The following is a 22413-nucleotide window of genomic DNA, read 5'->3' as shown; positions in this document are numbered from 1 at the left end:
TGAGGGTCATTGCCGGTAGCTCTTGCGATAGGCGTCAGCCTGCTGGCAGGGAGCCAGGTTGTTGAGATCGGGCCGCTTGTTGCCCTCGCGCTGACCAAAGCTGGCGAACTCCTGCTGGCATTTGGCAGCCTTGCCGCCCGCCTTGATGCAGGCGTCGATCCGCTGTTGCTTGCCCTGCTCGACCAGCTGCTGCTGGGCCTGCTGGCAGGCGGCATCCAGCTTGGCCTGTTTGGCATCCCTGTCTTCTACCGCGGCCAGCAGGCTGGCCGAGAGGCTGCAACCGAGCAGCAGTATGGCAATTTTCATGGCTTTTCTCCTGAAGGGGGGCGTCCCGCGATGACCAGGGCTATCCCCCCCAGAATGCCCAGTGATGACAATAACAACCGCAGCGACCAGGACTCATCCAACCAGATGAGCCCGGCCAGGGCGGCGAGCAGAGGCACCAGCAACTGCACGCTGGCGGCCAGGGTGCGACCAAGGTGGGGCAGCACCAGATACCAGAGCGCATAGCCAAGGCCGGAGGCCAGTGCACCGGAGGTCAGGGCATAGCCGATGGCGGCGGGGCTGGTCTGCAACTGCCCGAGCAGCAGATAGAGCAGGGCGGCTGGCAGGCTGGCGCGTAGAAAGTGGCCGGCGTTGGCGGCGATTGGATCGGCAAAGCGCGAGGCCCGCAGGGTATAGCTGGCCCAGGCGATGCCGGCCAGGATCATCAGGGCCGCCCCCAGCGGATCCGGCGCACTGAGGCCGGGCAGCAGCAACACCAGCAAACCCGCCATGGCGAGCAGCAGGCCGAGCCACTGACACCGGGGCAGGGACTCCCCGCGCAGCAAGGGCGGTGCCAGCATGCTGAGCTGGACGGCGGCAAACAACAGCAGGGCGCCGGTGCCCGCCGTCAGGGTGAGGTAGGAGAACGAAAAGGCGGCGCCATAGGTGACCAGGGCCAGGGCTCCCCCCCAGTCTCCCTGGCGGGGCGACTGCTTGCGCGCGCCGCACAGCAGCACCAGTACCAGGGCACCGCTGGTCAGGCGCAGCAGAGTGAAGAGGGCGGGATCCATCCGTTCTTCGAACAGGGCCAGCCGGCAGAGCACCGAGTTGGCGGCGAACGCCATCAGGGTCAGCAGGGTCAGCAGCAACAGGCGTGGCAGTGGCATCCATTCACCTTGAGTTCAGTGGGCGCAGCCCAGCATGGAAAATCATGCAAAAGAGGAGGTCTTATGAAACAAATGCTGGAGCAATTGATGGGCGCTGGCAAGGGCTGGCTCAACGAAGGCGGCGACAGCCGCAAGGCGCAGATGAAGGGGATGGCGCAAGGGGGCCTCGCTGCCGGCGCCATGGCCCTGCTGCTTGGCAACAAGAAGATGCGCAAATATGGCGGCAAGGTGGCGGCGGTGGGCGGCGCGGCGGCGCTCGGCGGGCTGGCCTACAAGCTCTATCAGGATTGGCAGGCCCAGCAGTCAAGCCCGGCCCAGCCGACCCAGCCCCTCGATACCCTGCAAGGCAATGCGCTGGATGCCAGAGCCGCCCTGCTGGTGCGCGCCATGGTGGCGGCGGCCCGGGCCGACGGCCATATCGATGCAGCCGAGCGCCAGAAGATCCAGCAGTACCTGACCGAGCAGGGGCAACCCGATGCGGCCCGCTGGATCGATGCCGAGCTGGCCCGCCCGCTCGATCCCCACGCCCTGGCGCGGGAGGTGACCGACATGGAGCTGGCGACCGAGGTCTACCTCGCCTCCCTGCTCGCCATCGACGTGGATCACTTCATGGAGCGCGGCTATCTGGACGAGCTGGCGCGCGCCCTCAAGCTCGATGACAACCTCAAAGGCAGCATAGAGCGGCAGGTGGCCCAGCTGGATGCCCCCGCCTGACCCCCGCTCAGTACATGGATTGTCGATGAGGCCCCGTCACGGGGCCTTGTTATTTCCAGATGCCTGCCAAAGGTCGTTGCGCCCCTTCATGTCTGGCCGGGCAGCCACTATGATGGAGCCCAGACAAAAGGGAGCAGATGAGACTGTCTCATCGCTCAGGCACGTTATCGCCAGGACACAGAGGCAAGGAGCATTCATTGGAAATACGCAAGGCACGTGAGCAGGATATCGACGCCATCCTCGAGCTGAACCGGCAGATAGGAGAGATCCACTTCGAGCAGGCCCCGCGGGTCTTTTGTCCTCCATCCCCCGAGGAGCGGACTTTCTTGCTGGCGGCCATCGCCGCCGAAGGGCGGTTGTTTTGTGTCGCCGAGCAGGAGGGGGCCGTGGTGGGTTTTTTGACCGCCCGCATCGACATCAACGAGACCATCCCGTTTCTCAGCAAAGAGCCGATCTGCCGCATCGGCACCGTGGTGGTCGATGAGGGGCGCCGCTCCCAAGGCATCGGCAAGGCGCTGATCGCCCATTGCGACGAGTGGGGCAAGGCGCACGGTGCCCACCAGATCCGGCTGGAGGTGATGTCGTTCAACGAACGGGCCAAGGCACTCTACGAGGCGTTGGGGTTCAAGATGTTGTCACAGACCATGGCCAGATAAGCCCGTTTCAATCAGATAATTTCGCAAGGAACAGGCCCCGTCATGGGGCCTTTTGGTCTTTGGCGGGAGCTGAGTCCAGCTGTTGGTGAATGAGCTCGGCCAACCGGGTGAGGGCCGCCTCCAGCTGCTCGCTCCAGGGATGGGAGCTGTTGAGGCGCAGACAGTGGTTGTGCAGCCCCTTGCTGGAGAAGAGGGCGCCGGGGGCCAGTGAGAAACCGCTGGCCAGCGCCTGGGCGTGCAGGGCGCGGCTGTCGAGGCGCGGGTCAAATTCGAGCCAGAGAAAGTAGCCGCCATCGGGGGAGGAGATGCTCACTTCCCCCGGCAGCAGGCGCAGCAGGGCGGCCCGCATCTGCTGCTGGCGCTGGGCCAGGGTGTGGCGCAGCCGGCGAAAGTGGGCATCCACGCCACCCTGGCGCAGCATCTCGGCCAGCGCCAGCTGGCTTGGCACATTGGTGGAGAGGGTCGACATCAGCTGCAGTCGCTGCACCCGTTCGGCGTGACGACCGGCCACCACCCAGCCGACCCGAAAGCCGGGCGCCAGGCACTTGGAAAAGGAGCTGCACAGCAGGCTGTCGCCACTGGTATCCCAATACTTGATGGGCCTTGGCCGCTCGCGGCCGAAGTAGACCTCGGCATAGACGTCGTCCTCCACCAGCGCCACCCCGCGCCGGTTGAGCAGTGCCATCAGCGCCTGCTTGTGGTCATCCGGCATGGTGTGACCGAGCGGGTGCTGGACATTGCCCATCAGCCAGCACGCCTTGATGGGGCGCTGGGCGAGGGCCTCCTCCAGCAGGGCGAGATCGATGCCCACCCCCAGGATCACCGGGATCTCCACCGCATTGAGCTTGAGTCGCTCGATGGCCTGCAGGGCGCCGTAGAAGGTGGGGGACTCCACCACCACCCAGTCGCCGGGCTCGGTCAGCACCTGCAGGCTGAGGGAGAGCGCCTCCATGGCGCCGGTGGTGATGATGATCTGCTGGGGATCTACCGCCAGCCCCTCGCCGGCGTAGCGCTGGGCGATGGCCCGGCGCAGCGCCTCGTTGCCGGGGGGCAGATCTGCCACCGTGCTGAAGGGGTCGAGCCGGCGCATGCTGCTGGCCAGCGCCCGGCCGAGCTGGGGGTGGGGGAACAGGGTGGGATCGGCCACCGCCATGCCGAGCGGCACCAGCTCCCGCGACTTGCTCGCCTGCAGCACCTCGAACACCAGATCATTGATGTCCACCGAACCGCTGTAGTGGGCCTGCTGGGGCAGGCTGGCGGCCGGGCGGGAGGGGGCGGCCTTGACGTAGTAGCCGGATTGGGGCCGCGCCAGGATGAGGCCGCGGCTTTCCAGCAGTTGGTAGGCCTGCAGCACCGTCATGGGGCTGAGGCCATGAGTCTTGCAGCTCTGACGGATGGAGGGGATGCGCTCCCCCGGCTGCCAGAGGCCGCTCGTTATCTGCTGTTGCAGCTGATCTGCCAGCTGGCCGTATAGGGACATGGTGGGCTTAAACTGTTATAGGTGTATTTCACTATAACTGCATCTGTTATAGGTGTCATGGACCGTGATGTACTTAACGGGCGAAAACCTGTCTGTTAAATGCAACATAGAGAGTCATGCATGATAAGCCTGGATGATGTGGTCAGCCTCTCCCGAATGCAGTTCGGGGCGACGGCGATGTTCCACTTTCTGTTTGTGCCCCTCACCCTGGGGCTGTCCTGGATCCTGGTGATCGCCGAGTCGGCCTACGTGATGACCGGCAAGGTGATCTACAAAGACATCACCCGTTTCTGGGGCAAGCTGTTTGGCATCAACTTCGTGATGGGGGTGACCACCGGCATTACCCTGGAGTTCCAGTTCGGTACCAACTGGGCCTACTACTCCCACTATGTCGGCGACATCTTCGGCACGCCGCTGGCGGTGGAGGGGCTGATGGCCTTCTTCCTTGAGTCCACCCTGGTGGGGCTGTTCTTCTTCGGCTGGGACAAGCTCTCCCGCGGTCAGCACCTGCTGGTGACTATGCTGGTTGCGCTCGGCTCCAACCTCTCCGCGCTCTGGATCCTCATCGCCAACGGCTGGATGCAGAACCCGGTCGGCGCCGAGTTCAACCCCATGACCATGCGTATGGAGCTGGTGGACGTGGCCGCGGTGATCTTCAACCCGGTGGCTCAGGTCAAGTTCGTGCACACGGTGGCGGCGGGTTATGTGGCCGCCTCCCTGTTTGTGATGGGGGTGAGCAGCTGGTATCTGCTGCGCCGTATGGAGGTGCGCTTCGCCCTGCGCTCCTTTGCCATCGCCTCGGGCTTTGGTCTGGCAGCCATCCTCTCGGTCATCGTGCTTGGCGACGAGTCGGGCTATCGCACCGGCGAGGTGCAGCAGGTGAAGCTGGCCGCCATCGAGGCGGAGTGGCACACCGAGCCGGCACCTGCCTCCTTCACCCTGTTCGGCTTTCCGGATCAGGCCGCCGAGACCACCCATGCCGCGGTGAAGATCCCCTATCTGATGGGCATCATCGCCACCCGCTCCCTCGATGAGCAGGTGACGGGCCTCAAAGATCTCAAGGCGCGGCACGAGGAGCGCATTCGCAGCGGCATGCTGGCCCACGAGGCGCTCGAAACGATGCGGGCGGACGGCAGCAACCAGGCGGCGCGAGCAACCTTCGAGCGTCATCGCCAGGATCTGGGCTATGGCCTCTTGCTCACCCCCTATGCCAAGGAGATTGGCAAGGCGGACGAGGCGGCCATCGCCAAGGCGGTGGCGGACTCCATCCCCCAGGTGGCGCCGCTGTTCTGGAGCTTTAGGCTGATGGTGGGCATCGGCGTGGTGCTGCTGGCGCTGTTTGCTGCCGCCTTCCTGCAGTTGTGCCGGGGCAAGCTGGTGCAATCCCCGCGTCTGCTCAAGGCCCTGTTCTGGTCTATTCCGCTGCCCTGGATTGCCATCGAGGCGGGCTGGTTCGTGGCCGAGTTCGGTCGCCAGCCGTGGACCATCAGCGACGTGCTGCCGGTGTCGGCGTCCGTCTCCTTGCTGACCCCGGGCCAGCTCTGGTTCAGCCTGATCTCCATCTGTCTCATCTACACCAGCCTGCTGGTGGTGGAGTTGTTCTTGTTGCGTCATGTGATCCGCAAAGGGCCCGCCAGCCTGCAGACGGGTCGCTATCAAGGTGAAGTGTTGCAAAACGGGAGTCCTGCCTGATGGATTACGAAACTCTGAAATTGATCTGGTGGGGGCTGGTGCTGTTCATGCTGGTCGGCTTCGTGGTGATGGATGGCTTCGATCTCGGCGTGGCCATGCTGCTGCCGGTGGTGGCCAAGAACGACGAGGAGCGGCGGGTGCTGCTCAACAGCGTGGGGCCGGTGTGGGAGGGGAATCAGGTGTGGCTCATCGCCGGGGCCGGTGCCCTGTTCGCCGCCTGGCCGCTGGTCTATGCCGCCGCCTTCTCGGCGCTCTACGTGCCCTTCATGTTCCTGCTGTTCGGCCTGTTCCTGCGCCCGGTCGGCTTTGACTATCGCAGCAAGCTGGCGGATCCGGTCTGGCGCCGCTGGTGGGATCGCGCCCTGGTAATGGGCGGCCTGCTGCCGACCCTGGTGTTTGGCGCTACCTTGGGCTTTTTGCTGCAGGGGCTGCCGTTTCGCTTCGATACGGCCCTTCGCATCCACTATGGCGCCTTTGACTTCCACTGGCCGCTGCTGTTGACCTGCATGGGGACGGCGCTGGCGCTGCTGTTGCTGCACGGCACCAGCTTCCTGCAGTGCAAGACCCAGGGAGAGATCGCCCGGCGCTGCGCCCGCCAGAGCCTCTGGCTCGGCCCGCTGGCGAGCGGCCTGTTTGCCCTGGGCGGCGTCTGGCTCAGCCAGATGGCCGGCTACCGGGTGCTGGAGATCGGGGATATCAACGGGGCGCTCACCCCGCTGATGAAGGAGGTGGGGGTGGCCCAGCAGGGCTGGCTTGCCAACTTCGTCGCCCATCCCTGGCTCTGGTGCGTGCCGGCGCTCGGCCTGGTGCTGCCCATGGTGAGCAGCCTGGCCAGCGCCCGCGAGCTGCCGCGCACGGCCCTGCTCGCCAGTGGCGGCGCCTGCGCCAGCATGATGCTGACCATTGCCATCGCCCTGTTCCCGTTCGTGCTGCCCTCGTCGCTGGATCCGTCCAGTAGCCTGACCCTGTGGGACAGCACCTCCAGCGAGCGCACCCTCTTCATCATGCTGGGGATTGTCGGGGTGCTGATGCCCATCAACATCGGCTACACCCTCTGGGTCTACCGGGTGGTGCGCGGCAAGATGAGCGCCCAGCAGATCCGCCAGCACGGCCACAGCCTCTACTAACCCTCTTCAACCAAAGGATCATGCGATATGTGGTATTTCACCTGGATTCTGGGACTGGGCTTCGCCCTGTTGTGCGGGCTGGTCAACCTGCTCTGGCTGGAGGCGCGCTGGGCCGCCGATGAGGATCTCAAGGAGTCTTGAGACGCAGCCATGAAAAGGCCGACACAGGTGTCGGCCTTTTTGCATCCGGCTGGAAGGTTCGCTCAGGCGGGGAGGGCAACCCGGGCGGCCTGCCGCTCGCTGACATGGGTGAGGCCGTAGGCCAGCAGCACGATCAGCGCACCGATCCAGGGGGTGTGCATCAACCCCAGGTGTTCCACCACCAGGCCGCCGACGATGGAGCCCAGCGCGATGCCGACGTTGAAGGCGGCGATATTGAGGCCCGATGCCACGTCCACCGCCCTGGGGGTGTGCAGCTCGGCCTGCTTCACTACCAGCACCTGCAGACCCGGCACGTTGCCAAAGGCAAAGGCGCCCCACACCAGCACGGTCAGTACCGCCAGCACCGGGTGCGGCGCGGTGAAGGTGAGCACCAGCAGCACCAATGCGAGACCGGCAAACAGCAGCTTCAGCGCCGGCAGCGGGCCCATCTTGTCGGCCAGCTTGCCGCCCCAGATATTGCCGACGGCGACCGATACCCCGTACACCAGCAGAATGAGGCTCACCGCGCCGGCGCTAAAGCCGCTCACCTGCTGCAGGATGGGGGCGAGGAAGGTGAACGCCGTGAAGGCGCCGCCGTAACCCAGCGCAGTCTTGGCGTAGACCAGCAGCAGGGGCTTTTTGGTGAGCACCGAGAGCTGCTCGCGAATAGTCGAGGCTGCTCCTTTGGGCAGGTTATTGGGGATCAAGAGCAGGCTGCCCACCATGGCTACGAGGCCCAGCAGGCTCACCACCAGAAAGGTTTCGCGCCAGCCGAAGACCTGACCAATCCAGGTGCCGAGCGGCACGCCGGTCACCAGCGCGATGGTGAGGCCGCTGAACATGATGGCGATGGCGCTGGCCGCTTTCTCTTTGGCCACCAAGCCGGTGGCGATGGTGCTGCCCACCGAGAAGAAGACCCCGTGCGCTAGCCCGGTCAGGATGCGGGCCACAATCAGACTCTCGTAACCCGGGGCCTGCCAGGCCAGCAGGTTGCCGGCGGTGAAGAGCGCCATCAGCCCCACCAGCAACCACTTGCGCGGCACCTTGCCGGTCAGTGCCGTCAGCACGGGGGCGCCGATGGCCACGCCAAGGGCATAGAGGCTGACCAACAGGCCTGCGGAGGGGAGCGAGACATTCAGCTGCTCGGCGATGGTGGGGATAAGCCCCACGATCACGAATTCGGTGGTGCCGATCGCAAAGGCACTCAGGGTGAGGGCAAATAACGCCAGTGGCATAACAACTCCTTGGATAGGGACTCCCGACGGGAGAATGGCGCCAGTATGCCGAGGGCGTTTGTTGGTAAAAATGACGGTGACATCAAATTACTTTTGCCAAATAAGCAGCAATGGGGCCGTGGAGTGGGGTAGTGGGAGTGGTTGAAGCAGCGGAGCAAAGCGCGTAGTAGCAAGGCGTACAGACCGGCTAGGCAACAAAGAGGGAAGGGACAAGAGAAAGAGGGCAAGAGAAAGGCGGCAGGGTGGATGAGGACAACTGCACGGGTGGCAGTGGCGCGCAAAAAAAGCGGGAGGCACTGGGCCTCCCGCTTCTGCTGAAAAATACCGTTAAGCGTTATCTGCCCCCTTCTCCCCTGGCGGGAGAAGGGTTGGGGATGAGGGGCAATCTGTATATGCAGCAAAACTAGCCTAGGGTAGCCTGCTATACCGTCATCCTAGCCCTCTCCCATGGGAAGAGGGAACAATCCAGTTGAACCTGCTTATTAGTCCCAATCCGGCGCAAAGTCCGGGTTGGCACAGCGCTCGCCCCGCTCCAGGGTAGCGATGGCGGCCATCTCCTCGGCAGTGAGCGTGACCTTCAGCGCCGCCAGGTTGGCGGCCAGATTCTCCCGCTTGGTGGAGCTCGGGATCACCGCCATGCCCTGGGCCAGCAGCCAGGCCAGCGACACCTGGGCCGCCGAGACGCCGTGGTGCTTGCCGATCTCCATCAGCAGCGGCTCGGTGAGCACCTTGCCATAGGCGAGCGGCATATAGGCGGTGATGGCGATGCCGTGGGCCTGGCAGAATTCGACCACCTTGCGATTTTGCAGCAGCGGGTGGATCTCCACCTGCTGGTGGGCGATGACGCCCGGCCCCAGAATATCGATGGCTTCTTTAAGCTGGGCCACGGTGAAGTTGGAGACCCCGATCTCGCGGGTCAGGCCCCGAGCCTTGGCCTCGACCAGCTGCTCCAGATAGACCGCCATCGGCACCTCATCCTCAGGGGAGGGCCAGTGGATCAGCGCCAGATCCAGATAGTCGGTGCCTAGTTTTTCCAGACTCACCTCCAGGCTCGGGATCAGCTTGCCCGGCCCGAACTCGCTGGTCCACACCTTGGTGGTCAGATAGATATCCTGGCGGGGTACGCCGCTCTCGCTCATCAGCTGGCCCACTTCGGCCTCGTTGGCGTAGATCTGGGCGGTATCGATGTGGCGGTAGCCAAGCTCGAGCCCCTGCAGCAGGGAGTCACGCAGGGGTTGGCCGGTCAGGCGAAAGGTTCCCAGACCCAGGTTGGGCATCTTCATCATGTTATTCCTCAAATAGGTGGCAAAAGGGCGCTCAGCGGCGCGGAAAATCAGGCCTTCAGCGGCTGATAGCGGCGAATGGTACTGCCGGCAAACCAGGGCTCGGCCTTGGCGACGAATTCGGTAAAGTGGGGCTGGCCCTGATGGGCGCTGAGGGCGGCATCGCTCTCCCACACCTCGTAGAGCATCCAGCTGTGGGGATTGTCCAAATCCTGATGCAGCTGGTAGCGCAGGCAGCCAGCCTCCAGCAAGGTGGCGGCGATCAGCGGATCGAGGGCTGCGCGGAACTGGGGGGCGAATTCGGGTTTGGCTTCAAGCTGGGCAATCACAATCACGGGGGATGACATCTGAACCTCCTCGTTAAGACGGGAGTCAGTATGCCCGCCGTCTATCGCGGGAAACAGGGCAGCAGTCGCAAAACACTATTGAGACAAGAGCAGCAATGAAGGGACCGGGGCGAGGTGGTGGTGAGGAAGTCAGGGCGGTAAAAGGAGCAGGGAGCGCCGGGGCGCCCCCTTGTCATCAGGCATTGGCCGGCTCGGACCAGACCGCAAATTCATTGCCGCTGGGTTCGACGAAGTGGAAGCGACTGCCACCGGGGAAGTCGAACAGGGGGCGAATGATGGTGCCACCATGCTGGCTCACCTTGGCCTGGGTTGCTTCGATATCGGCGCTGTAGAACACCAAGAGCGCGCCGCCTTGGGCCGTGCTGCTGCACAGATCCGCCTTATAGAAACCGCCGTCCAGCCCCTCATCGGCAAAGGCGCAGTAGTCGGGGCCATAGTCGACAAATTGCCAGCCGAAGGCGGCCTGAAAGAAGGCCTTGGTGGCCGCGAGATCCCGCGCCGCAAACTCCACATAGTTCAGTTTTTCATGGGCCCTGGTCATGAGGCTCTCCCTGTTGGTGATTATTTCGGTTGCCAGCGTTTTTGCGTGCGGCTCGTGAAGTGGGGCAAAGCGTCCCAAGGGGTCAGCTTGAGCTGCTTGCGTCGAAACCAGAGCCAGGTCGCCATCAGCAGACTGAACCCTATGCCAAACAGCAGGCTCTGGCGCAAAGCAAATGCTGGCGTTACTTCATGTTGCCAGCCGAAGAACCACATCAACACCCCCCAGATAGCGCCAGTGGGGATCCCCAGAGTAAGGACATTGACCAGAAAGCGTTCGTAGTGGGGCGGCCTGATGGTGAACCCAGCTTTTCGCAGCAGCCAGATGAGCGGCGGGTTGTAGTTGAGCGTCTGCACACCCTTCTCTGCCAGCTCCCGATGGGCGGCGGCCAGCCTGCGTTCGAACTCCATGATGTTTTTCCTTGAGGGGGTTGGTGTCATACGATGCCATCTTGCCGCATTCTACTGGCAAACCATCAACGCAATGTGGGCTCGTGATCACGTTATTTATCTGTATGCTTTCCACTCACTCCAAGGCCGCCATGATGGCTGGATGGAGCCTTCTTGCGGCCACCATACCAAGGAAAATGGAGACGAAGAGAGGGAGAGGATTCCAACGGCGTCGATAGCTGCGCCAGTTGCCATTGTGGGGGCGGAAAAGTCGGTAGGTGAGAACCAACAAGCCAATGGCCATTGGAATGACGCAGTGAACTGAAAAACTGATAATGAATTTAACGAAATCGGGCAAGGTGGGGGTCCGTGTCTATAGCTTGTATTACATCTGGTGCCAATTTGCGGCGGGGTTTCAGCCTTTTCCTGCCGCGCTTTCACGGATGGGTTGGCGTGCTAGCTGTTCCCATGGGGTCAAATCAAGCTGCCTGCGCTTCAGCCAGAGCCTGATCAAGGTAACGAGGCCAAACAGGCCAGCGAATAGAGCTGTGCTGAACAAAGATGATACGAAAGATCTTCCCTCTGGGTGCCAGACGAACGTCCACATAATCAGACCCCAGATCGGCGCGATACTGAGGCTGGCACAAAGAAAATTGACCAGCCCGCCCGCGTAATAAGGTGGCTTGACGGTGCAGCCGAGTTTGCGCAACAGCTTGAACATCCATGGGTTGTAGTCATATTTCTTGATGCCTTGGTCAGCCAGAGTCTGATGGGCGATGGTTAGCCGTTCTTCAAATGTCATTGATTTGCCTTATATCGCAGCGGCGTCATATGGTGCTTTTTTGCGGCATTCTACGGATTAGGCAGGCTGAGGGATAGCAGCCATCTCAGATTATTTCTCTGCTAAATACCAGCACAACTACCAGAGCATCCTTGCCAATCCAGGGCCCCCGTGCCTATAAAGGCCCATTACTCTTGTCTGGATTGCAGCAATGAAGACCCATTCTGATGAACTGACCCTGTTTGTGGCGGTGGTGGAGGCGGGGAGTTTTCGCCAGGCGGCGGAGAACCTCGGCATGGACAATTCGGTGGTGAGCCGCGGCATCAAGCGGCTGGAAGAGAAGCTCTCGACCGTGCTGCTCAACCGCACCACGAGGCGAGTCAGCCTGACCGAGGAGGGGAGCTGGTTCTATCAGCGGGCGGTGAAGATCCTGACCGAGATGAGCGAGGCGGAGGGGCTGCTGCTGATGCGCCGCGAGCAGCCGGAGGGGGTATTGCGGGTGGATGCCGCCACCCCCTTTATCCTGCACCGGCTGGTGCCCATCATCGGCGAGTTTCGCCGCCGCTACCCCGCCATCGAGCTGCAACTGCACAGCTCCGAGGGCTTCATCAACCTGATGGAGCGGCGGGTGGACATGGCCATTCGTATCGGCGAGCTGACCGACTCCTCCCTGCGGGCGCTGCCGCTGGGCCGCTCGCGGCTGCGGCTGCTGGCCTCCCCCGACTATTTGCGTGAGCGCGGCACCCCGCGCCAGCCGGCGGATCTGCTGAGCGGGCACGAGCTGCTCGGTTTTTTGCACCCCGATCACCTCAACCACTGGCCGCTGCTGAGCCAGGAGCAGGGGGATCGCTTTCCCATCACCCCGACCCTGCGCGCCAGCAGCGGTGAGACCCTGCGCCAGCTGGCGCTGCGGGGGCAGGGGATCGTCTGTCTGTCGGATTTCATGACCGGGCAGGATCGGATGAGCGGTGCTCTGGTGGAGGTGCTGGCCCGCAGCAACAGCGGTGCCTCACGCCCCATCAATGCGGTGTTCTACTCCGATGCCCAGCGCGACATCCGGCTGCGGGTCTGGCTCGATTTCCTCAAAGAGCAGCTCGGTAGCGAGATGCTGTAGCGCCCGATCTCTGACCGGGCTGCCCGCCAGAAAGGGCCCGCCGTGCTTGGGGTCTGCCTAGGGACGATAGGGGGGTTATCATCGGGGCGGTGCTAAAAAAAGAGAGGCCGACATTGCTGTCGGCCTCTCACGTTTTTCAGCTCAAGGCTGTGTCGGTTGCCCGATCACTCCTCTTCTGCCCAGCGGCGTGAACGTTCCACCGCCTTCTTCCAGCCGTTGTAACGCTTGGCGCGATCATCGCGGTCCATCTGCGGGATGAACTCGCGGTCCACGCTGAACTTGTCTTCCAGCTCTTCCGAGCTCTTCCAGAAGCCGACGGCGAGGCCAGCCAGGAAGGCGGCGCCCATGGCGGTGGTTTCGATGCGGGTCGGACGCACCACCGGGGTGTGCATCATGTCGGCCTGGAACTGCATCAGGAAGTCGTTGGCCACAGCGCCACCGTCTACTTTCAGGGCTGCCAGCTTGATGCCGGAGTCCTGCTGCATCGCATCCAGCACATCGCGGCTCTGATAGGCGATGGATTCCAGCGCGGCACGGATGATGTGGTTGCGGTTGGCACCGCGGGTCAGGCCGACCATGGTGCCACGAGCATACGGATCCCAGTAGGGAGCACCCAGGCCGACGAAGGCCGGAACCAGATAGACGCCGTTGGTGTCGCCAACCTTGGAGGCGAAGTAGTCGGTGTCGCGGGCATCGTGAATGATCTTGAGCTCGTCACGCAGCCACTGGATGGTGGCGCCGCCCATAAACACCGCACCTTCCAGCGCGTAGTTCACTTCCCCTTTCGGGCCGATGGCGACCGTGGTCAGCAGGCCGTTGCTGGAGCGAACCGGCTCGGTGCCGGTGTTCATCAGCATGAAGCAGCCGGTGCCGTAGGTGTTCTTGGCCATCCCTTTCTCGAAGCAGAGCTGGCCGAACAGGGCAGACTGCTGGTCACCGGCGATACCGGCGATGGGAATGCGGGAGCCGCCGCCACGGGTGGTGTAGCCATAGACCTCGGAGGAGGGCTTCACTTCCGGCAGCATGGACATGGGGATGCCCAGCTCGTCCAGCATGCGCTGATCCCACTTCAGGTCGCGGATGTTGTAGAGCATGGTACGGGAGGCGTTGGTCGGGTCGGTGACGTGCACTTCGCCGTTGGTCATCTTCCACACCAGCCAGGTATCGATGGTGCCGAACAGCAGCTCGCCGTTCATCGCCTTCTCGCGGGCCCCTTCGACGTTGTCGAGGATCCACTTCACCTTGGTGCCGGAGAAGTAGGCGTCCAGCACCAGACCGGTGTTTTCACGCACGTACTCTTCCAGGCCGCGCGCTTTCAGCTCTTCACAGATGGCCGCGGTGCGGCGGCACTGCCAGACGATGGCGTTGTAGATGGGCTTGCCGGTGGCCTTTTCCCATACCACTGTGGTTTCACGCTGGTTGGTGATGCCGATGGCGGCGATCTCTTCGCTGCGAAGGCCAGTCTTGGCCAGCACTTCGGTGAAGACGGAGGATTGGGTCGCCCAGATCTCCATCGGGTCGTGCTCCACCCAGCCCGCTTTCGGGTAGTGCTGGGTGAATTCGCGCTGGGAGGTACCGACTATGTTGGCGTCCTGGTCAAACACGATGGCACGGGAAGAGGTAGTACCCTGGTCCAGAGCGACGACATATTTTTTTTCAGCAGACATGATGTTCTCCACGTTTTTATTTTCCACGTTTTTACACGTTGGGGAGGGCCGCTCTTAGGCGGCGGCCTCTTCTTTGTTAGACAGCTTGGCGGCTTCTTCGGTGGCGACGCGGTTGCCCGGCACACAGGGAGCCAACACTTTTACATAGAGGGCAGTACCGATCTGGGCACCGACGATGGGGCCGAGGATGGGAACCCAGAAGTAGGGGTTGTCACGACCACCGGTCATGGCCACGTCACCCCAGCCGGCCAGGAAGGCGAACAGTTTGGGGCCGAAATCACGGGCCGGGTTCATGGCGAAACCGGTTAACGGGCCAAGGGAGGCGCCGATCACCGCGATCAGGATACCGATCAGCAGGGCGGCGGCGAAGCCTTTGGGGGCACCGTTGTTGTTGTCACCCAGTGCCATGATGCCCAGCATCAGCACGGCGGTGATCACCATCTCGACTGCGAAGGCCTGCATGTTGGAGAGCAGGGCATTGGGGTAGGTAGAGAAGATGCCGGCGCTGCCGAGGCTCTCGACGCTGCCGCGCACCACGTTGTGGGTCACTTCCCACTGGGTGAAAAGGTTACCATAGAGGAAGTAGACCAGCGCCGCGAAGCAGAAGGCGCCGGCAACCTGGGCGATGATGTAGGGCACCACTTTGCGCTTGTCGAACCCGCAGAAGGTCATCAGCGCCAGGGTCACGGCCGGGTTGAGGTGGGCACCGGAGATACCGCCGGTGACATAGATGGCGATGGCGACGCCCAGACCCCAGGTAATGGAAATTTCCCATTGCCCGAAGTTGGCTCCCGCCAGCACCAGTGCGGCCACGCAGCCGACGCCGAAAAATATCAGCAGGCCGGTTCCGATAAACTCGGCAATGCATTCGCCAAGCAGGGTATTGGGTCTTTGTATGCTCATACCGTTATTCCTTATATCCACCCAGAGTAGGTTTGATGTTCCGTTTTGTTGTTTTTCATTCCCATTATTGCGTCCGAAAACGTTTCTTCTTGTTTTTTGAGTTGACGCAAACGTTATGCTCGTTTGCGCTCGTTCTCGGACGAGAGAGAAAATAAACCTAAATCGCCCATTCACCACTCCCTCCCCGCAGGAAATGTGGACAAGATCCCACTCATTGCTAAGAAAATGTGACGGAAAGCAAGTTGATACAGTGGTTATACCACTTAGTGGGTAGACAAAAGCCTTGCTACACAAGGGATTGCGGCTGATGAGTGATTGCTCATTTGACACTTTCTTTTGTAATAAAACTGCAATATTTCAGCCTCCATCACAGATTAAATGTTCACATATGAGCACAATAGGCTCGCTTTCGAATTAGGACTCATCTGATTGGTCAGCATGGACAGGGCACCCTCAACCGCCCACAACAACAATAAGGAAGCAGAACATGCTTAGTCTCTTCAGGCCTGCACCACACATAGACAGGCTCCCGGCCGACAAGGTCGACCCCTTCTACAAACGCATGCGTTGGCAGGTGTTTTTCGGGATCTTCTTCGGTTATGCCGGTTACTACCTGGTACGGAAAAACTTCAGTCTGGCGATGCCCTATCTGATCGAGCAGGGCTTCTCCCGCGGTGATCTGGGTCTGGCGCTGTCTGGCGTCTCCATCGCCTACGGTCTCTCCAAGTTCCTGATGGGGAACGTGTCGGACCGCTCCAACGCCCGCTACTTCCTCTCCGCCGGTCTGCTGCTGTCGGCCGGCATCATGTTCATGATGGGGACCATGCACTGGGCCACCTCCAGCATCGCCATCATGTTCGTGCTGTTGTTCCTGAACGGCTGGGCACAGGGCATGGGCTGGCCGCCCTGCGGTCGCACCATGGTGCACTGGTGGTCACAGAAAGAGCGCGGTGAAGTGGTTGCGGTCTGGAACGTGGCCCACAACGTGGGTGGCGGCATGATAGGCCCGCTGTTCATTCTGGGGATGGGCTGGTTCAACGACTGGCGCAGTGCCTTCTATGTGCCGGCTGCCGCCGCCGCCGCCATCGCGGTGATCGCCTTCTTCGTGATGCGCGACACCCCGCAATCGGTCGGTTTGCCCCCCATTGAAGAGCACAAGAACGACTATCCGAAGGACTATAACGAAAGCCACGAGCAGGAGTTTTCCGCCAAGGAGATCTTCGTCAAGTACGTGCTGCACAACAAGCTGCTGTGGTACATCGCCATTGCCAACGCCTTCGTTTATCTCATCCGTTACGGTGTGCTGGACTGGGCGCCGACCTACCTGAAAGAGGCCAAGGACTTCAGCGTCGACAACTCCTCCTGGGCGTACTTCCTGTACGAGTGGGCGGGTATTCCGGGTACCCTGCTGTGCGGCTGGATCTCTGACAAGATGTTCCAGGGCCGCCGTGCGCCGGCCGGCATCCTGTTCATGGTGCTGGTGACCGTGGCCGTGCTGGTCTACTGGTTCAACCCGGCCGGCAACCCGACCGTCGACATGATGGCGCTGGTGGCCATCGGCTTCCTCATCTACGGCCCCGTCATGCTGATCGGCCTCTATGCCCTGGAGCTGGCGCCGAAGAAGGCCGCCGGTACTGCGGCAGGCTTCACCGGTCTGTTCGGTTATCTGGGTGGCGCGGTCGCGGCCAACGCCATGCTGGGCTACACCGTTGACCACTTCGGCTGGGATGGCGGCTTCATGGTGCTGACCGCTTCCTGCGTGCTCTCCATCATCCTGCTGGCGATGACCCTCAAGCACGAGAACCAGTCGATTGCCGCCAAAGCGGCTGCCCATAAGGCATAAAACGTGATCCTGCCCTTATCGATTGGAAAAGGGATCAGGTAAACTCCCCAAGGCCCCGCATCTGCCGGGGCCTTTTTTCGTCTCATCATCGGAGTTCAAGCGTGAAGCAAACCCAACGACATCTGGAGATCCTGGACGTCCTGACGCGGCAGGGCTTTGTCTCGACCGAGGATCTGGTGACCCACTTTGACGTCAGCCCCCAGACCATTCGCCGGGATCTCAACGATCTCGCCGAGCAGAACAAGATCCGGCGCCACCATGGCGGGGCCTCCCTGCATTCGAGTACCGTCAACACCGCCTACAGCGCCCGCAAGGTGATGCAGCTCAAGGAGAAAGAGCGTATCGCCCGTGAAGTGGCCGCCAATATTCCCGACGGCTCGTCGCTGTTCATCGACATCGGCACCACCACCGAAGCCATCGCCCGCGCCCTGCTCGATCACCGCGAGCTGCGCATCGTCACCAACAACCTCAACGTGGCCAGCATCCTCACCGCCAAGGATGACTTCACCGTCATCATCGCCGGCGGCGAAATTCGCAACCGGGACGGCGGCATCGTGGGGGAGGCGACCCGCGACTTCATCGGCCAGTTTCGCATGGACTACGGCGTCATCGGCATCTCGGGCATCGACAGCGATGGCTCATTGCTCGATTTTGACTACCACGAGGTGAAGATTGCCCAGGCCATCATCGCCCACTCCCGCCAGGTGTTCCTGGCCGCCGACCACACCAAGTTTGGTCGCAACGCCATGGTCAACCTCGGCAACCTCAGCCAGATCCACGCCCTGTTCACCGATCAGGAGCCGCCGGAGAAGCTGATGCGGCTGATGTCCCAGCATCAGATCGAGTGCCACATCTGCTGAGTCGCCGTTAACCCGTTCCAGCACCAGGCCGCCATCGGGCGGCCGCTTCGTTTTCAGCCTCTACGCACTTCTGCCCACCTTCACTCCACCGCCAATGTCGTGCTGATGTTCCAAAAAGCGCGATCTCGCTCACAGCCTTGCCCCCGTTTTCCCCAGGTTGCGCCGCTTTATCACCGACCGGCAGCATTTTTAGCATTGCCAAAACAATCGCGATCACATTTTCTCCATAAAATGTTCGTTTATCATTTTTTCATGCTCTAATATGAGCGAAATCAAACATTGCGACGGTTTCGCAAGGTCAAAATAAGAAAGTAGGTGAACATGAGCGAACATTATGATCTGGTCGTCGTCGGCGGCGGCATCAACGGGGTAGGCATTGCGGCTGATGCAGCGGGGCGGGGTCTGAAGGTTGCCCTGTTCGAGGCGCGCGATCTCGCCTCTGCCACCTCTTCCAACTCCAGCAAGCTGATCCACGGCGGCCTGCGCTACCTGGAACACTACGAATTCCGGCTGGTGAAAGAGGCGCTGGCGGAGCGGGAGGTGCTGCTCGGCATGGCCCCCCATATCGCCCGTCCCATGCGTTTTCGGCTGCCCCATCGCCCGCACCTGCGCCCGGCCTGGATGATCCGCGCCGGCCTGTTCCTCTATGACAACCTGGCCAAGCGCGACAAGCTCAAGGGCAGCTGCGGCGTGCGCTTCCTGCCGCAGGATGGCCTCACCGCCGGCATCAGCAAGGGGTTCGAGTATTCGGACGCCTGGGTCGACGACGCCCGGCTGGTGGTGCTCAACGCCATGATGGCCCGCGACAAGGGCGCCGACGTGCAGACCCGCACCCGCTGCGTCAAGGCGGTGCGCGGCTCCAAACACTGGACCCTGACCCTGGAGCGGGAAGGGGGCGAGCAGTTCAACGTCACCTGCCGCGGCCTGGTCAATGCGGCCGGCCCCTGGGTCAAGACCTTCTATGACGAGAGCCTGCACGAGAAATCCCCGCGTGGCATTCGCCTCATCAAGGGCAGCCACATGATAGTGCCACGCATCCATGAGCGCGAAGAGGCCTACATCCTGCAAAACGAGGACAACCGCATCGTCTTCGTCATCCCTTATCAGCAGGACTACTCCCTCATCGGCACCACGGACGTGGAGCACAAGGGCAGCCCGCGTGAAGCCAAGATCAGCGACGCCGAGATCAACTACCTGTGCAAGGTGGTCAACGCCCACTTCACCCGTCAGATCGCCCCCAAAGACGTGATCTGGACCTATGCCGGGGTGCGCCCGCTGTGCGATGACGAGTCCGACTCGCCGCAGGCGGTGACCCGCGACTACACCCTCGAACTGTCCGGTGAATCCGATGGCGCGCCGCTGCTGTCAGTATTTGGCGGCAAGCTCACCACCTATCGCAAGCTGGCCCAGGCTGCCTGCAACAAGCTCAAACCCTGGTTCAGCCAGATGGGGGATGACTGGACCGCCAACAGCCGGCTGCCCGGTGGCGAGTTCGACTGCTCGGTTCGCGAGCTGGCGCGCGCCTTTGCGCTGGAATTTGACTGGCTCGATGATCGCAGTGCCCTGCGCATTGCCGAGGCCTATGGCGCCCATGCCCGCCTCTGGCTGCACCAGGAGCGTGGCCAGCACTTTGGTGCCGGACTGTACGAATCTGAAGTGCGCTACCTTATCGAGCGGGAGTGGGCCTGCAGCCTGGAAGACATTCTGTGGCGCCGCAGCAAGCTGGGGCTGCGTCTGTCCGAAGCCGAGCAGCAGCAACTGGCTGCCTGGCTCAGTGAACACCACCACGCCCTGCCCGAAGCCTGCTGATCACCCCCGGTGGGCGGCCCTGGCCGCCCGCCGTAAAAATGCAATAAACCTCTGTTATAACAATAACCTACATCCCATAAACAATAACAAAGAGCACCGCGCATGAAAAAACACACTCTCTCCCTGCTTGCCCTTGGTCTGGGGGCCGCCCTGGCATTGCCCGCACTGGCAGCCGATGAAGGCAAGATAGTGATCGCCCACCGGGGGGCCTCCGGCTACCTGCCCGAGCACACCCTGGAGTCCAAGGCATTGGCCTATGGCATGGGGGCCGACTATCTGGAGCAGGATCTGGTGATGACCAAGGATGACCAGCTGGTGGTGATGCACGATCACTTCCTCGATGGCATCACCGATGTGGCCGAGCGCTTCCCTGGGCGGGCCCGCCCGGATGGTCGCTACTATGTGGTGGATTTCACCCTGGACGAGGTGCGTTCCCTGCGCATGACCGAGCCGTTCCAGCTGGTGGACGGCAAGCAGGTGCCGGTCTATCCGGCCCGTTTCCCGCTGTGGAAGTCGAGCTTCAAGATCCATACCTTCCAGGAAGAGATCGAGATGATCCAGGGGCTCAACAAGAGCACCGGCAAGAACATCGGTATCTACCCGGAGATAAAAGCCCCCTGGCTGTTCCGCCACGAGGGCAAGGACATCTCCAAGGCGGTGCTCAAGGTACTGAAGGAGTACGGTTACACCAGCAAGAACGACAAGGTCTATCTGCAGTGTTTCGATACCAACGAGCTCAAGCGCATCAACAGCGAGCTGATGCCCGCCATGGGGATGGACTTGAAGCTGGTGCAGCTGATGGCCGAGACCGACTGGAACGAGACCATGGTCTATGACGCCAAGGGCAAGGCGACCCCCTACGGCTATGACTGGATGTTCAAGCCGGGCGCCATGAAGGAGATCGCCGGCTATGCCGAGGGGATCGGCCCCTGGAAGCCGATGATAGTGCCGGAGCCGGGTACCTTGGGCAAACCGACCTTCACCGGCATGGTGAAAGAGGCCCACGCGGCTGGCCTCAAAGTGCATCCTTATACCTTCCGTCAGGATGAGGGCCAGATCCCGGCCTATGCGAAAGACTTCACCGATCTGCTCAACATCTTCCTCTATCAGGCCGATGTGGACGGGGTATTCAGCGACTTCCCCGACAAGGCGGTCGAGGTGATCAAGGCTCACGGCAAATAATAAAAGAAGAGCAACACGGGAATGCAAGCGGGGCTAGGTGCCCCGCTTTTTTATGCCTGTTGGCAAGAGAAAATAGAAGGGTGTAATTATATGTTTACGTTTTTGGTGTGTGGAGCATGCGCGGATCGCTATTTTCTGGCCGAAAGGCTCTCTTTTGTGGTCATTTATCCATCTGTTAGCGAATAAATCCACTGGTTTCACTTGATTGTTTGTTTTTAATTGGTAAGGTGAGGGCGGTTGCGTAACAAAGTGCTGACTTGTGTAAACTAAAGTGAACGGTCGGCGCAATTGGCTTAAAACAGTAGAGAGAATGAGAACATGCAAAGAGATCCCCTGAACAACATCCATATCCAGTCCGAACAAGTGATGATCACGCCTGCCCAGCTCAAGGAGAAACTGCCCATCTCCGATCGCGCGCTGGCATTCGTGCAAGGGGCCCGCAATACCATCGCCGACATCATCCACCGTCGCGATCACCGCTTACTGGTGATCTGTGGTCCCTGCTCGATCCACGACATGGACGCCGCCAAAGAGTACGCAACCAGACTCAAAGCGCTGCATGACGGCTATCAGGACTCTCTCTACATTGTCATGCGGGTCTACTTTGAGAAGCCACGCACCACGGTCGGCTGGAAGGGCTTTATCAACGATCCGAACCTGGATGGCACCTTCGACGTGGAGCTGGGGCTGCACCGTGCCCGCGAGCTGCTCTGCTGGCTGGCCGAGCTGGAACTGCCGCTGGCCACCGAGGCGCTCGACCCCATCAGCCCGCAGTACCTGGCGGAGCTATTCTCCTGGTCGGCCATCGGAGCCCGCACCACCGAATCCCAGACCCACAGGGAGATGGCCTCCGGTCTCTCCATGCCGGTTGGCTTCAAGAACGGCACCGACGGCAACCTTGGCACTGCCATCAATGCGCTGCAGGCGGCCTCCAGCCCCCACGCCTTCATGGGGATCAACCAGCAGGGTCAGGTCGCGCTGCTGCAGACCCAGGGCAACCCGGATGGTCATGTGATCCTGCGTGGCGGCAAGCACCCGAACTACGACTCGGTCAATGTGTCGCTGGCGGAAGAGGCGCTGGAAAAGGCGGGCCTGCTGCCCGGTCTGGTGGTGGATTGCAGCCACGGCAACTCCAGCAAGGATCACCGCCTGCAGCCCAAGGTGGCGGACAACGTGATCCACCAGATCCAGGAGGGCAACAGCTCCATCATCGGGGTGATGCTCGAATCCAACCTGTTCGAAGGCAATCAGTCCAGCGAGCAGCCCAAGTGCGAGATGCGCTACGGTGTCTCCATCACCGATGCCTGCATCGACTGGGAGACCACGGATGCGCTGCTGGCCCGCTGCCACAGCCAGCTGTCGGTACCACTTTTGGCCAGAACCAAGGCATAAGCCGTGGTATCTTGTCAGCACTGATTGAACAAGCGAGGTGTCACCGGCCGAGGCGGTGACACCTTGTTGCCTCTTGAATCACAGGGCGTCGCTGCGGGCGGCGCCGCAG

22 protein-coding genes are annotated in these 22413 nt (G+C 61.7%); 11 read left to right on the top strand and 11 right to left on the bottom strand.

Translation table 11 applies throughout. The annotated features are described in order from the left end of the window. Window positions 1–6 precede the first annotated feature (6 nt). Both PG899_RS00395 and PG899_RS00390 read right to left on the bottom strand, forming a co-directional pair. The gene (locus PG899_RS00395) at window positions 7–306 is read right to left on the bottom strand and encodes a hypothetical protein (RefSeq protein ID WP_024943735.1); all 300 of its coding nucleotides are present in this window, start codon (window positions 304–306) and stop codon (window positions 7–9) included. Beyond that, entirely contained in the window at window positions 303–1151 is an 849-nt protein-coding gene (locus tag PG899_RS00390) for an EamA family transporter (protein ID WP_024943734.1), read from the bottom strand. Before PG899_RS00390 ends, PG899_RS00395 begins: the two co-directional genes overlap by 4 nt. A 63-nt stretch (window positions 1152–1214) precedes the next feature. Between PG899_RS00390 and PG899_RS00385 the strand changes: the two genes are divergently transcribed. Beyond that, window positions 1215–1865: a tellurite resistance TerB family protein gene (locus tag PG899_RS00385; RefSeq protein ID WP_024943733.1), complete on the top strand. Its 651-nt coding sequence runs from the start codon at window positions 1215–1217 to the stop codon at window positions 1863–1865. A gap of 137 nt (window positions 1866–2002) precedes the next feature. Then, complete coding sequence (locus PG899_RS00380) at window positions 2003–2521, top strand: GNAT family N-acetyltransferase (protein ID WP_080688695.1); 519 nt, start codon at window positions 2003–2005, stop codon at window positions 2519–2521. A gap of 40 nt (window positions 2522–2561) precedes the next feature. Here PG899_RS00380 and PG899_RS00375 read toward each other — a convergent pair whose 3' ends face one another. Beyond that, window positions 2562–4001 carry an aminotransferase-like domain-containing protein gene (locus PG899_RS00375; protein WP_024943731.1) on the bottom strand — a complete coding sequence of 480 codons (1440 nt, stop codon included), beginning with the start codon at window positions 3999–4001 and terminating at the stop codon, window positions 2562–2564. Between the two features lie 120 nt (window positions 4002–4121). On the opposite strand from PG899_RS00375, the gene PG899_RS00370 reads away from it, so the two are divergent. From PG899_RS00370 to cydX, 3 genes are read left to right on the top strand one after another with little or no spacing between them, the layout of a single operon-like run. Then, window positions 4122–5693, top strand: coding sequence for a cytochrome ubiquinol oxidase subunit I (locus tag PG899_RS00370; protein WP_024943730.1), 1572 nt, complete (start codon window positions 4122–4124; stop codon window positions 5691–5693). Continuing rightward, window positions 5693–6820 carry a cytochrome d ubiquinol oxidase subunit II gene (cydB, locus tag PG899_RS00365; RefSeq protein ID WP_024943729.1) on the top strand — a complete coding sequence of 376 codons (1128 nt, stop codon included), beginning with the start codon at window positions 5693–5695 and terminating at the stop codon, window positions 6818–6820. The genes PG899_RS00370 and cydB overlap by 1 nt, the downstream gene beginning before the upstream one ends. Window positions 6821–6847: 27 nt before the next feature. Then, a complete protein-coding gene (gene cydX, locus PG899_RS00360) occupies window positions 6848–6961 on the top strand; it encodes a cytochrome bd-I oxidase subunit CydX (RefSeq protein ID WP_005310033.1) in 114 nt (37 codons plus the stop codon). 62 nt (window positions 6962–7023) lie between these two features. Here the strand turns inward: cydX and PG899_RS00355 are convergent, their stop codons facing one another. The 6 genes from PG899_RS00355 to PG899_RS00330 all read right to left on the bottom strand — a co-directional run bounded on the left by PG899_RS00355 (window position 7024) and on the right by PG899_RS00330 (window position 11555). Beyond that, on the bottom strand, window positions 7024–8196 hold the full coding sequence (locus tag PG899_RS00355) for an MFS transporter (RefSeq protein ID WP_024943728.1): 1173 nt from the start codon (window positions 8194–8196) through the stop codon (window positions 7024–7026). A 482-nt stretch (window positions 8197–8678) separates the two neighbouring features. Next, the gene (gene dkgB, locus PG899_RS00350) at window positions 8679–9482 is read right to left on the bottom strand and encodes a 2,5-didehydrogluconate reductase DkgB (protein ID WP_024943727.1); all 804 of its coding nucleotides are present in this window, start codon (window positions 9480–9482) and stop codon (window positions 8679–8681) included. A gap of 47 nt (window positions 9483–9529) precedes the next feature. Next, window positions 9530–9826, bottom strand: coding sequence for a putative quinol monooxygenase (locus PG899_RS00345; RefSeq protein WP_024943726.1), 297 nt, complete (start codon window positions 9824–9826; stop codon window positions 9530–9532). A gap of 175 nt (window positions 9827–10001) precedes the next feature. Next, window positions 10002–10367: a VOC family protein gene (locus PG899_RS00340; protein WP_024943725.1), complete on the bottom strand. Its 366-nt coding sequence runs from the start codon at window positions 10365–10367 to the stop codon at window positions 10002–10004. Between the two features lie 20 nt (window positions 10368–10387). After that, a complete protein-coding gene (locus tag PG899_RS00335; protein ID WP_024943724.1) occupies window positions 10388–10774 on the bottom strand; it encodes a DUF6404 family protein in 387 nt (128 codons plus the stop codon). A gap of 394 nt (window positions 10775–11168) precedes the next feature. After that, window positions 11169–11555: a DUF6404 family protein gene (locus PG899_RS00330; RefSeq protein ID WP_024943723.1), complete on the bottom strand. Its 387-nt coding sequence runs from the start codon at window positions 11553–11555 to the stop codon at window positions 11169–11171. Between the two features lie 190 nt (window positions 11556–11745). Here PG899_RS00330 and PG899_RS00325 point away from each other — a divergent pair, with 190 nt between their 5' ends. After that, window positions 11746–12648, top strand: coding sequence for a LysR substrate-binding domain-containing protein (locus PG899_RS00325; protein ID WP_017409919.1), 903 nt, complete (start codon window positions 11746–11748; stop codon window positions 12646–12648). A gap of 164 nt (window positions 12649–12812) precedes the next feature. Here PG899_RS00325 and glpK read toward each other — a convergent pair whose 3' ends face one another. Together glpK and PG899_RS00315 are read right to left on the bottom strand one after the other, a co-directional pair. After that, window positions 12813–14315 carry a glycerol kinase GlpK gene (glpK, locus tag PG899_RS00320; protein WP_024943722.1) on the bottom strand — a complete coding sequence of 501 codons (1503 nt, stop codon included), beginning with the start codon at window positions 14313–14315 and terminating at the stop codon, window positions 12813–12815. Between the two features lie 54 nt (window positions 14316–14369). After that, window positions 14370–15218: an MIP/aquaporin family protein gene (locus PG899_RS00315; protein WP_011705540.1), complete on the bottom strand. Its 849-nt coding sequence runs from the start codon at window positions 15216–15218 to the stop codon at window positions 14370–14372. 487 nt (window positions 15219–15705) lie between these two features. On the opposite strand from PG899_RS00315, the gene glpT reads away from it, so the two are divergent. The 5 genes from glpT (at window position 15706) to PG899_RS00290 (ending at window position 22304) form a co-directional block, all read left to right on the top strand. Beyond that, entirely contained in the window at window positions 15706–17061 is a 1356-nt protein-coding gene (gene glpT, locus PG899_RS00310) for a glycerol-3-phosphate transporter (RefSeq protein WP_011705541.1), read from the top strand. A gap of 101 nt (window positions 17062–17162) precedes the next feature. Beyond that, entirely contained in the window at window positions 17163–17921 is a 759-nt protein-coding gene (locus PG899_RS00305; RefSeq protein ID WP_011705542.1) for a DeoR/GlpR family transcriptional regulator, read from the top strand. 321 nt (window positions 17922–18242) lie between these two features. Next, window positions 18243–19730, top strand: a complete 1488-nt coding sequence (gene glpD, locus PG899_RS00300; RefSeq protein WP_011705543.1) for a glycerol-3-phosphate dehydrogenase — start codon at window positions 18243–18245, stop codon at window positions 19728–19730. Window positions 19731–19832: 102 nt separating this feature from the next. Then, on the top strand, window positions 19833–20912 hold the full coding sequence (gene glpQ, locus PG899_RS00295) for a glycerophosphodiester phosphodiesterase (RefSeq protein WP_024943720.1): 1080 nt from the start codon (window positions 19833–19835) through the stop codon (window positions 20910–20912). Window positions 20913–21230: 318 nt separating this feature from the next. After that, window positions 21231–22304, top strand: coding sequence for a 3-deoxy-7-phosphoheptulonate synthase (locus PG899_RS00290; RefSeq protein ID WP_024943719.1), 1074 nt, complete (start codon window positions 21231–21233; stop codon window positions 22302–22304). The last annotated feature ends 109 nt before the right edge of the window (window positions 22305–22413 follow it).

The organism is Aeromonas sp. QDB39 (assembly GCF_027707585.1).
In the GTDB taxonomy this organism is placed as follows: domain Bacteria; phylum Pseudomonadota; class Gammaproteobacteria; order Enterobacterales; family Aeromonadaceae; genus Aeromonas; species Aeromonas hydrophila.
The sequence above is the reverse complement of the archived record's forward strand: the minus strand, read 5'-3'. Positions and strand labels throughout refer to the sequence as shown.

Excerpts from the sequence above, each read along its gene's own strand:
- PG899_RS00395 (WP_024943735.1), bottom strand. The coding sequence starts at position 306 with ATGAAAATTGCCATACTGCTGCTCGGTTGCAGCCTCTCGGCCAGCCTG.
- PG899_RS00390 (WP_024943734.1), bottom strand. The coding sequence starts at position 1,151 with ATGCCACTGCCACGCCTGTTGCTGCTGACCCTGCTGACCCTGATGGCG.
- PG899_RS00385 (WP_024943733.1), top strand. The coding sequence starts at position 1,215 with ATGAAACAAATGCTGGAGCAATTGATGGGCGCTGGCAAGGGCTGGCTC.
- PG899_RS00380 (WP_080688695.1), top strand. The coding sequence starts at position 2,003 with ATGAGACTGTCTCATCGCTCAGGCACGTTATCGCCAGGACACAGAGGC.
- PG899_RS00375 (WP_024943731.1), bottom strand. The coding sequence starts at position 4,001 with ATGTCCCTATACGGCCAGCTGGCAGATCAGCTGCAACAGCAGATAACG.
- PG899_RS00370 (WP_024943730.1), top strand. The coding sequence starts at position 4,122 with ATGATAAGCCTGGATGATGTGGTCAGCCTCTCCCGAATGCAGTTCGGG.
- cydB (WP_024943729.1), top strand. The coding sequence starts at position 5,693 with ATGGATTACGAAACTCTGAAATTGATCTGGTGGGGGCTGGTGCTGTTC.
- cydX (WP_005310033.1), top strand. The coding sequence starts at position 6,848 with ATGTGGTATTTCACCTGGATTCTGGGACTGGGCTTCGCCCTGTTGTGC.
- PG899_RS00355 (WP_024943728.1), bottom strand. The coding sequence starts at position 8,196 with ATGCCACTGGCGTTATTTGCCCTCACCCTGAGTGCCTTTGCGATCGGC.
- dkgB (WP_024943727.1), bottom strand. The coding sequence starts at position 9,482 with ATGATGAAGATGCCCAACCTGGGTCTGGGAACCTTTCGCCTGACCGGC.
- PG899_RS00345 (WP_024943726.1), bottom strand. The coding sequence starts at position 9,826 with ATGTCATCCCCCGTGATTGTGATTGCCCAGCTTGAAGCCAAACCCGAA.
- PG899_RS00340 (WP_024943725.1), bottom strand. The coding sequence starts at position 10,367 with ATGACCAGGGCCCATGAAAAACTGAACTATGTGGAGTTTGCGGCGCGG.
- PG899_RS00335 (WP_024943724.1), bottom strand. The coding sequence starts at position 10,774 with ATGGAGTTCGAACGCAGGCTGGCCGCCGCCCATCGGGAGCTGGCAGAG.
- PG899_RS00330 (WP_024943723.1), bottom strand. The coding sequence starts at position 11,555 with ATGACATTTGAAGAACGGCTAACCATCGCCCATCAGACTCTGGCTGAC.
- PG899_RS00325 (WP_017409919.1), top strand. The coding sequence starts at position 11,746 with ATGAAGACCCATTCTGATGAACTGACCCTGTTTGTGGCGGTGGTGGAG.
- glpK (WP_024943722.1), bottom strand. The coding sequence starts at position 14,315 with ATGTCTGCTGAAAAAAAATATGTCGTCGCTCTGGACCAGGGTACTACC.
- PG899_RS00315 (WP_011705540.1), bottom strand. The coding sequence starts at position 15,218 with ATGAGCATACAAAGACCCAATACCCTGCTTGGCGAATGCATTGCCGAG.
- glpT (WP_011705541.1), top strand. The coding sequence starts at position 15,706 with ATGCTTAGTCTCTTCAGGCCTGCACCACACATAGACAGGCTCCCGGCC.
- glpD (WP_011705543.1), top strand. The coding sequence starts at position 18,243 with ATGAGCGAACATTATGATCTGGTCGTCGTCGGCGGCGGCATCAACGGG.
- glpQ (WP_024943720.1), top strand. The coding sequence starts at position 19,833 with ATGAAAAAACACACTCTCTCCCTGCTTGCCCTTGGTCTGGGGGCCGCC.
- PG899_RS00290 (WP_024943719.1), top strand. The coding sequence starts at position 21,231 with ATGCAAAGAGATCCCCTGAACAACATCCATATCCAGTCCGAACAAGTG.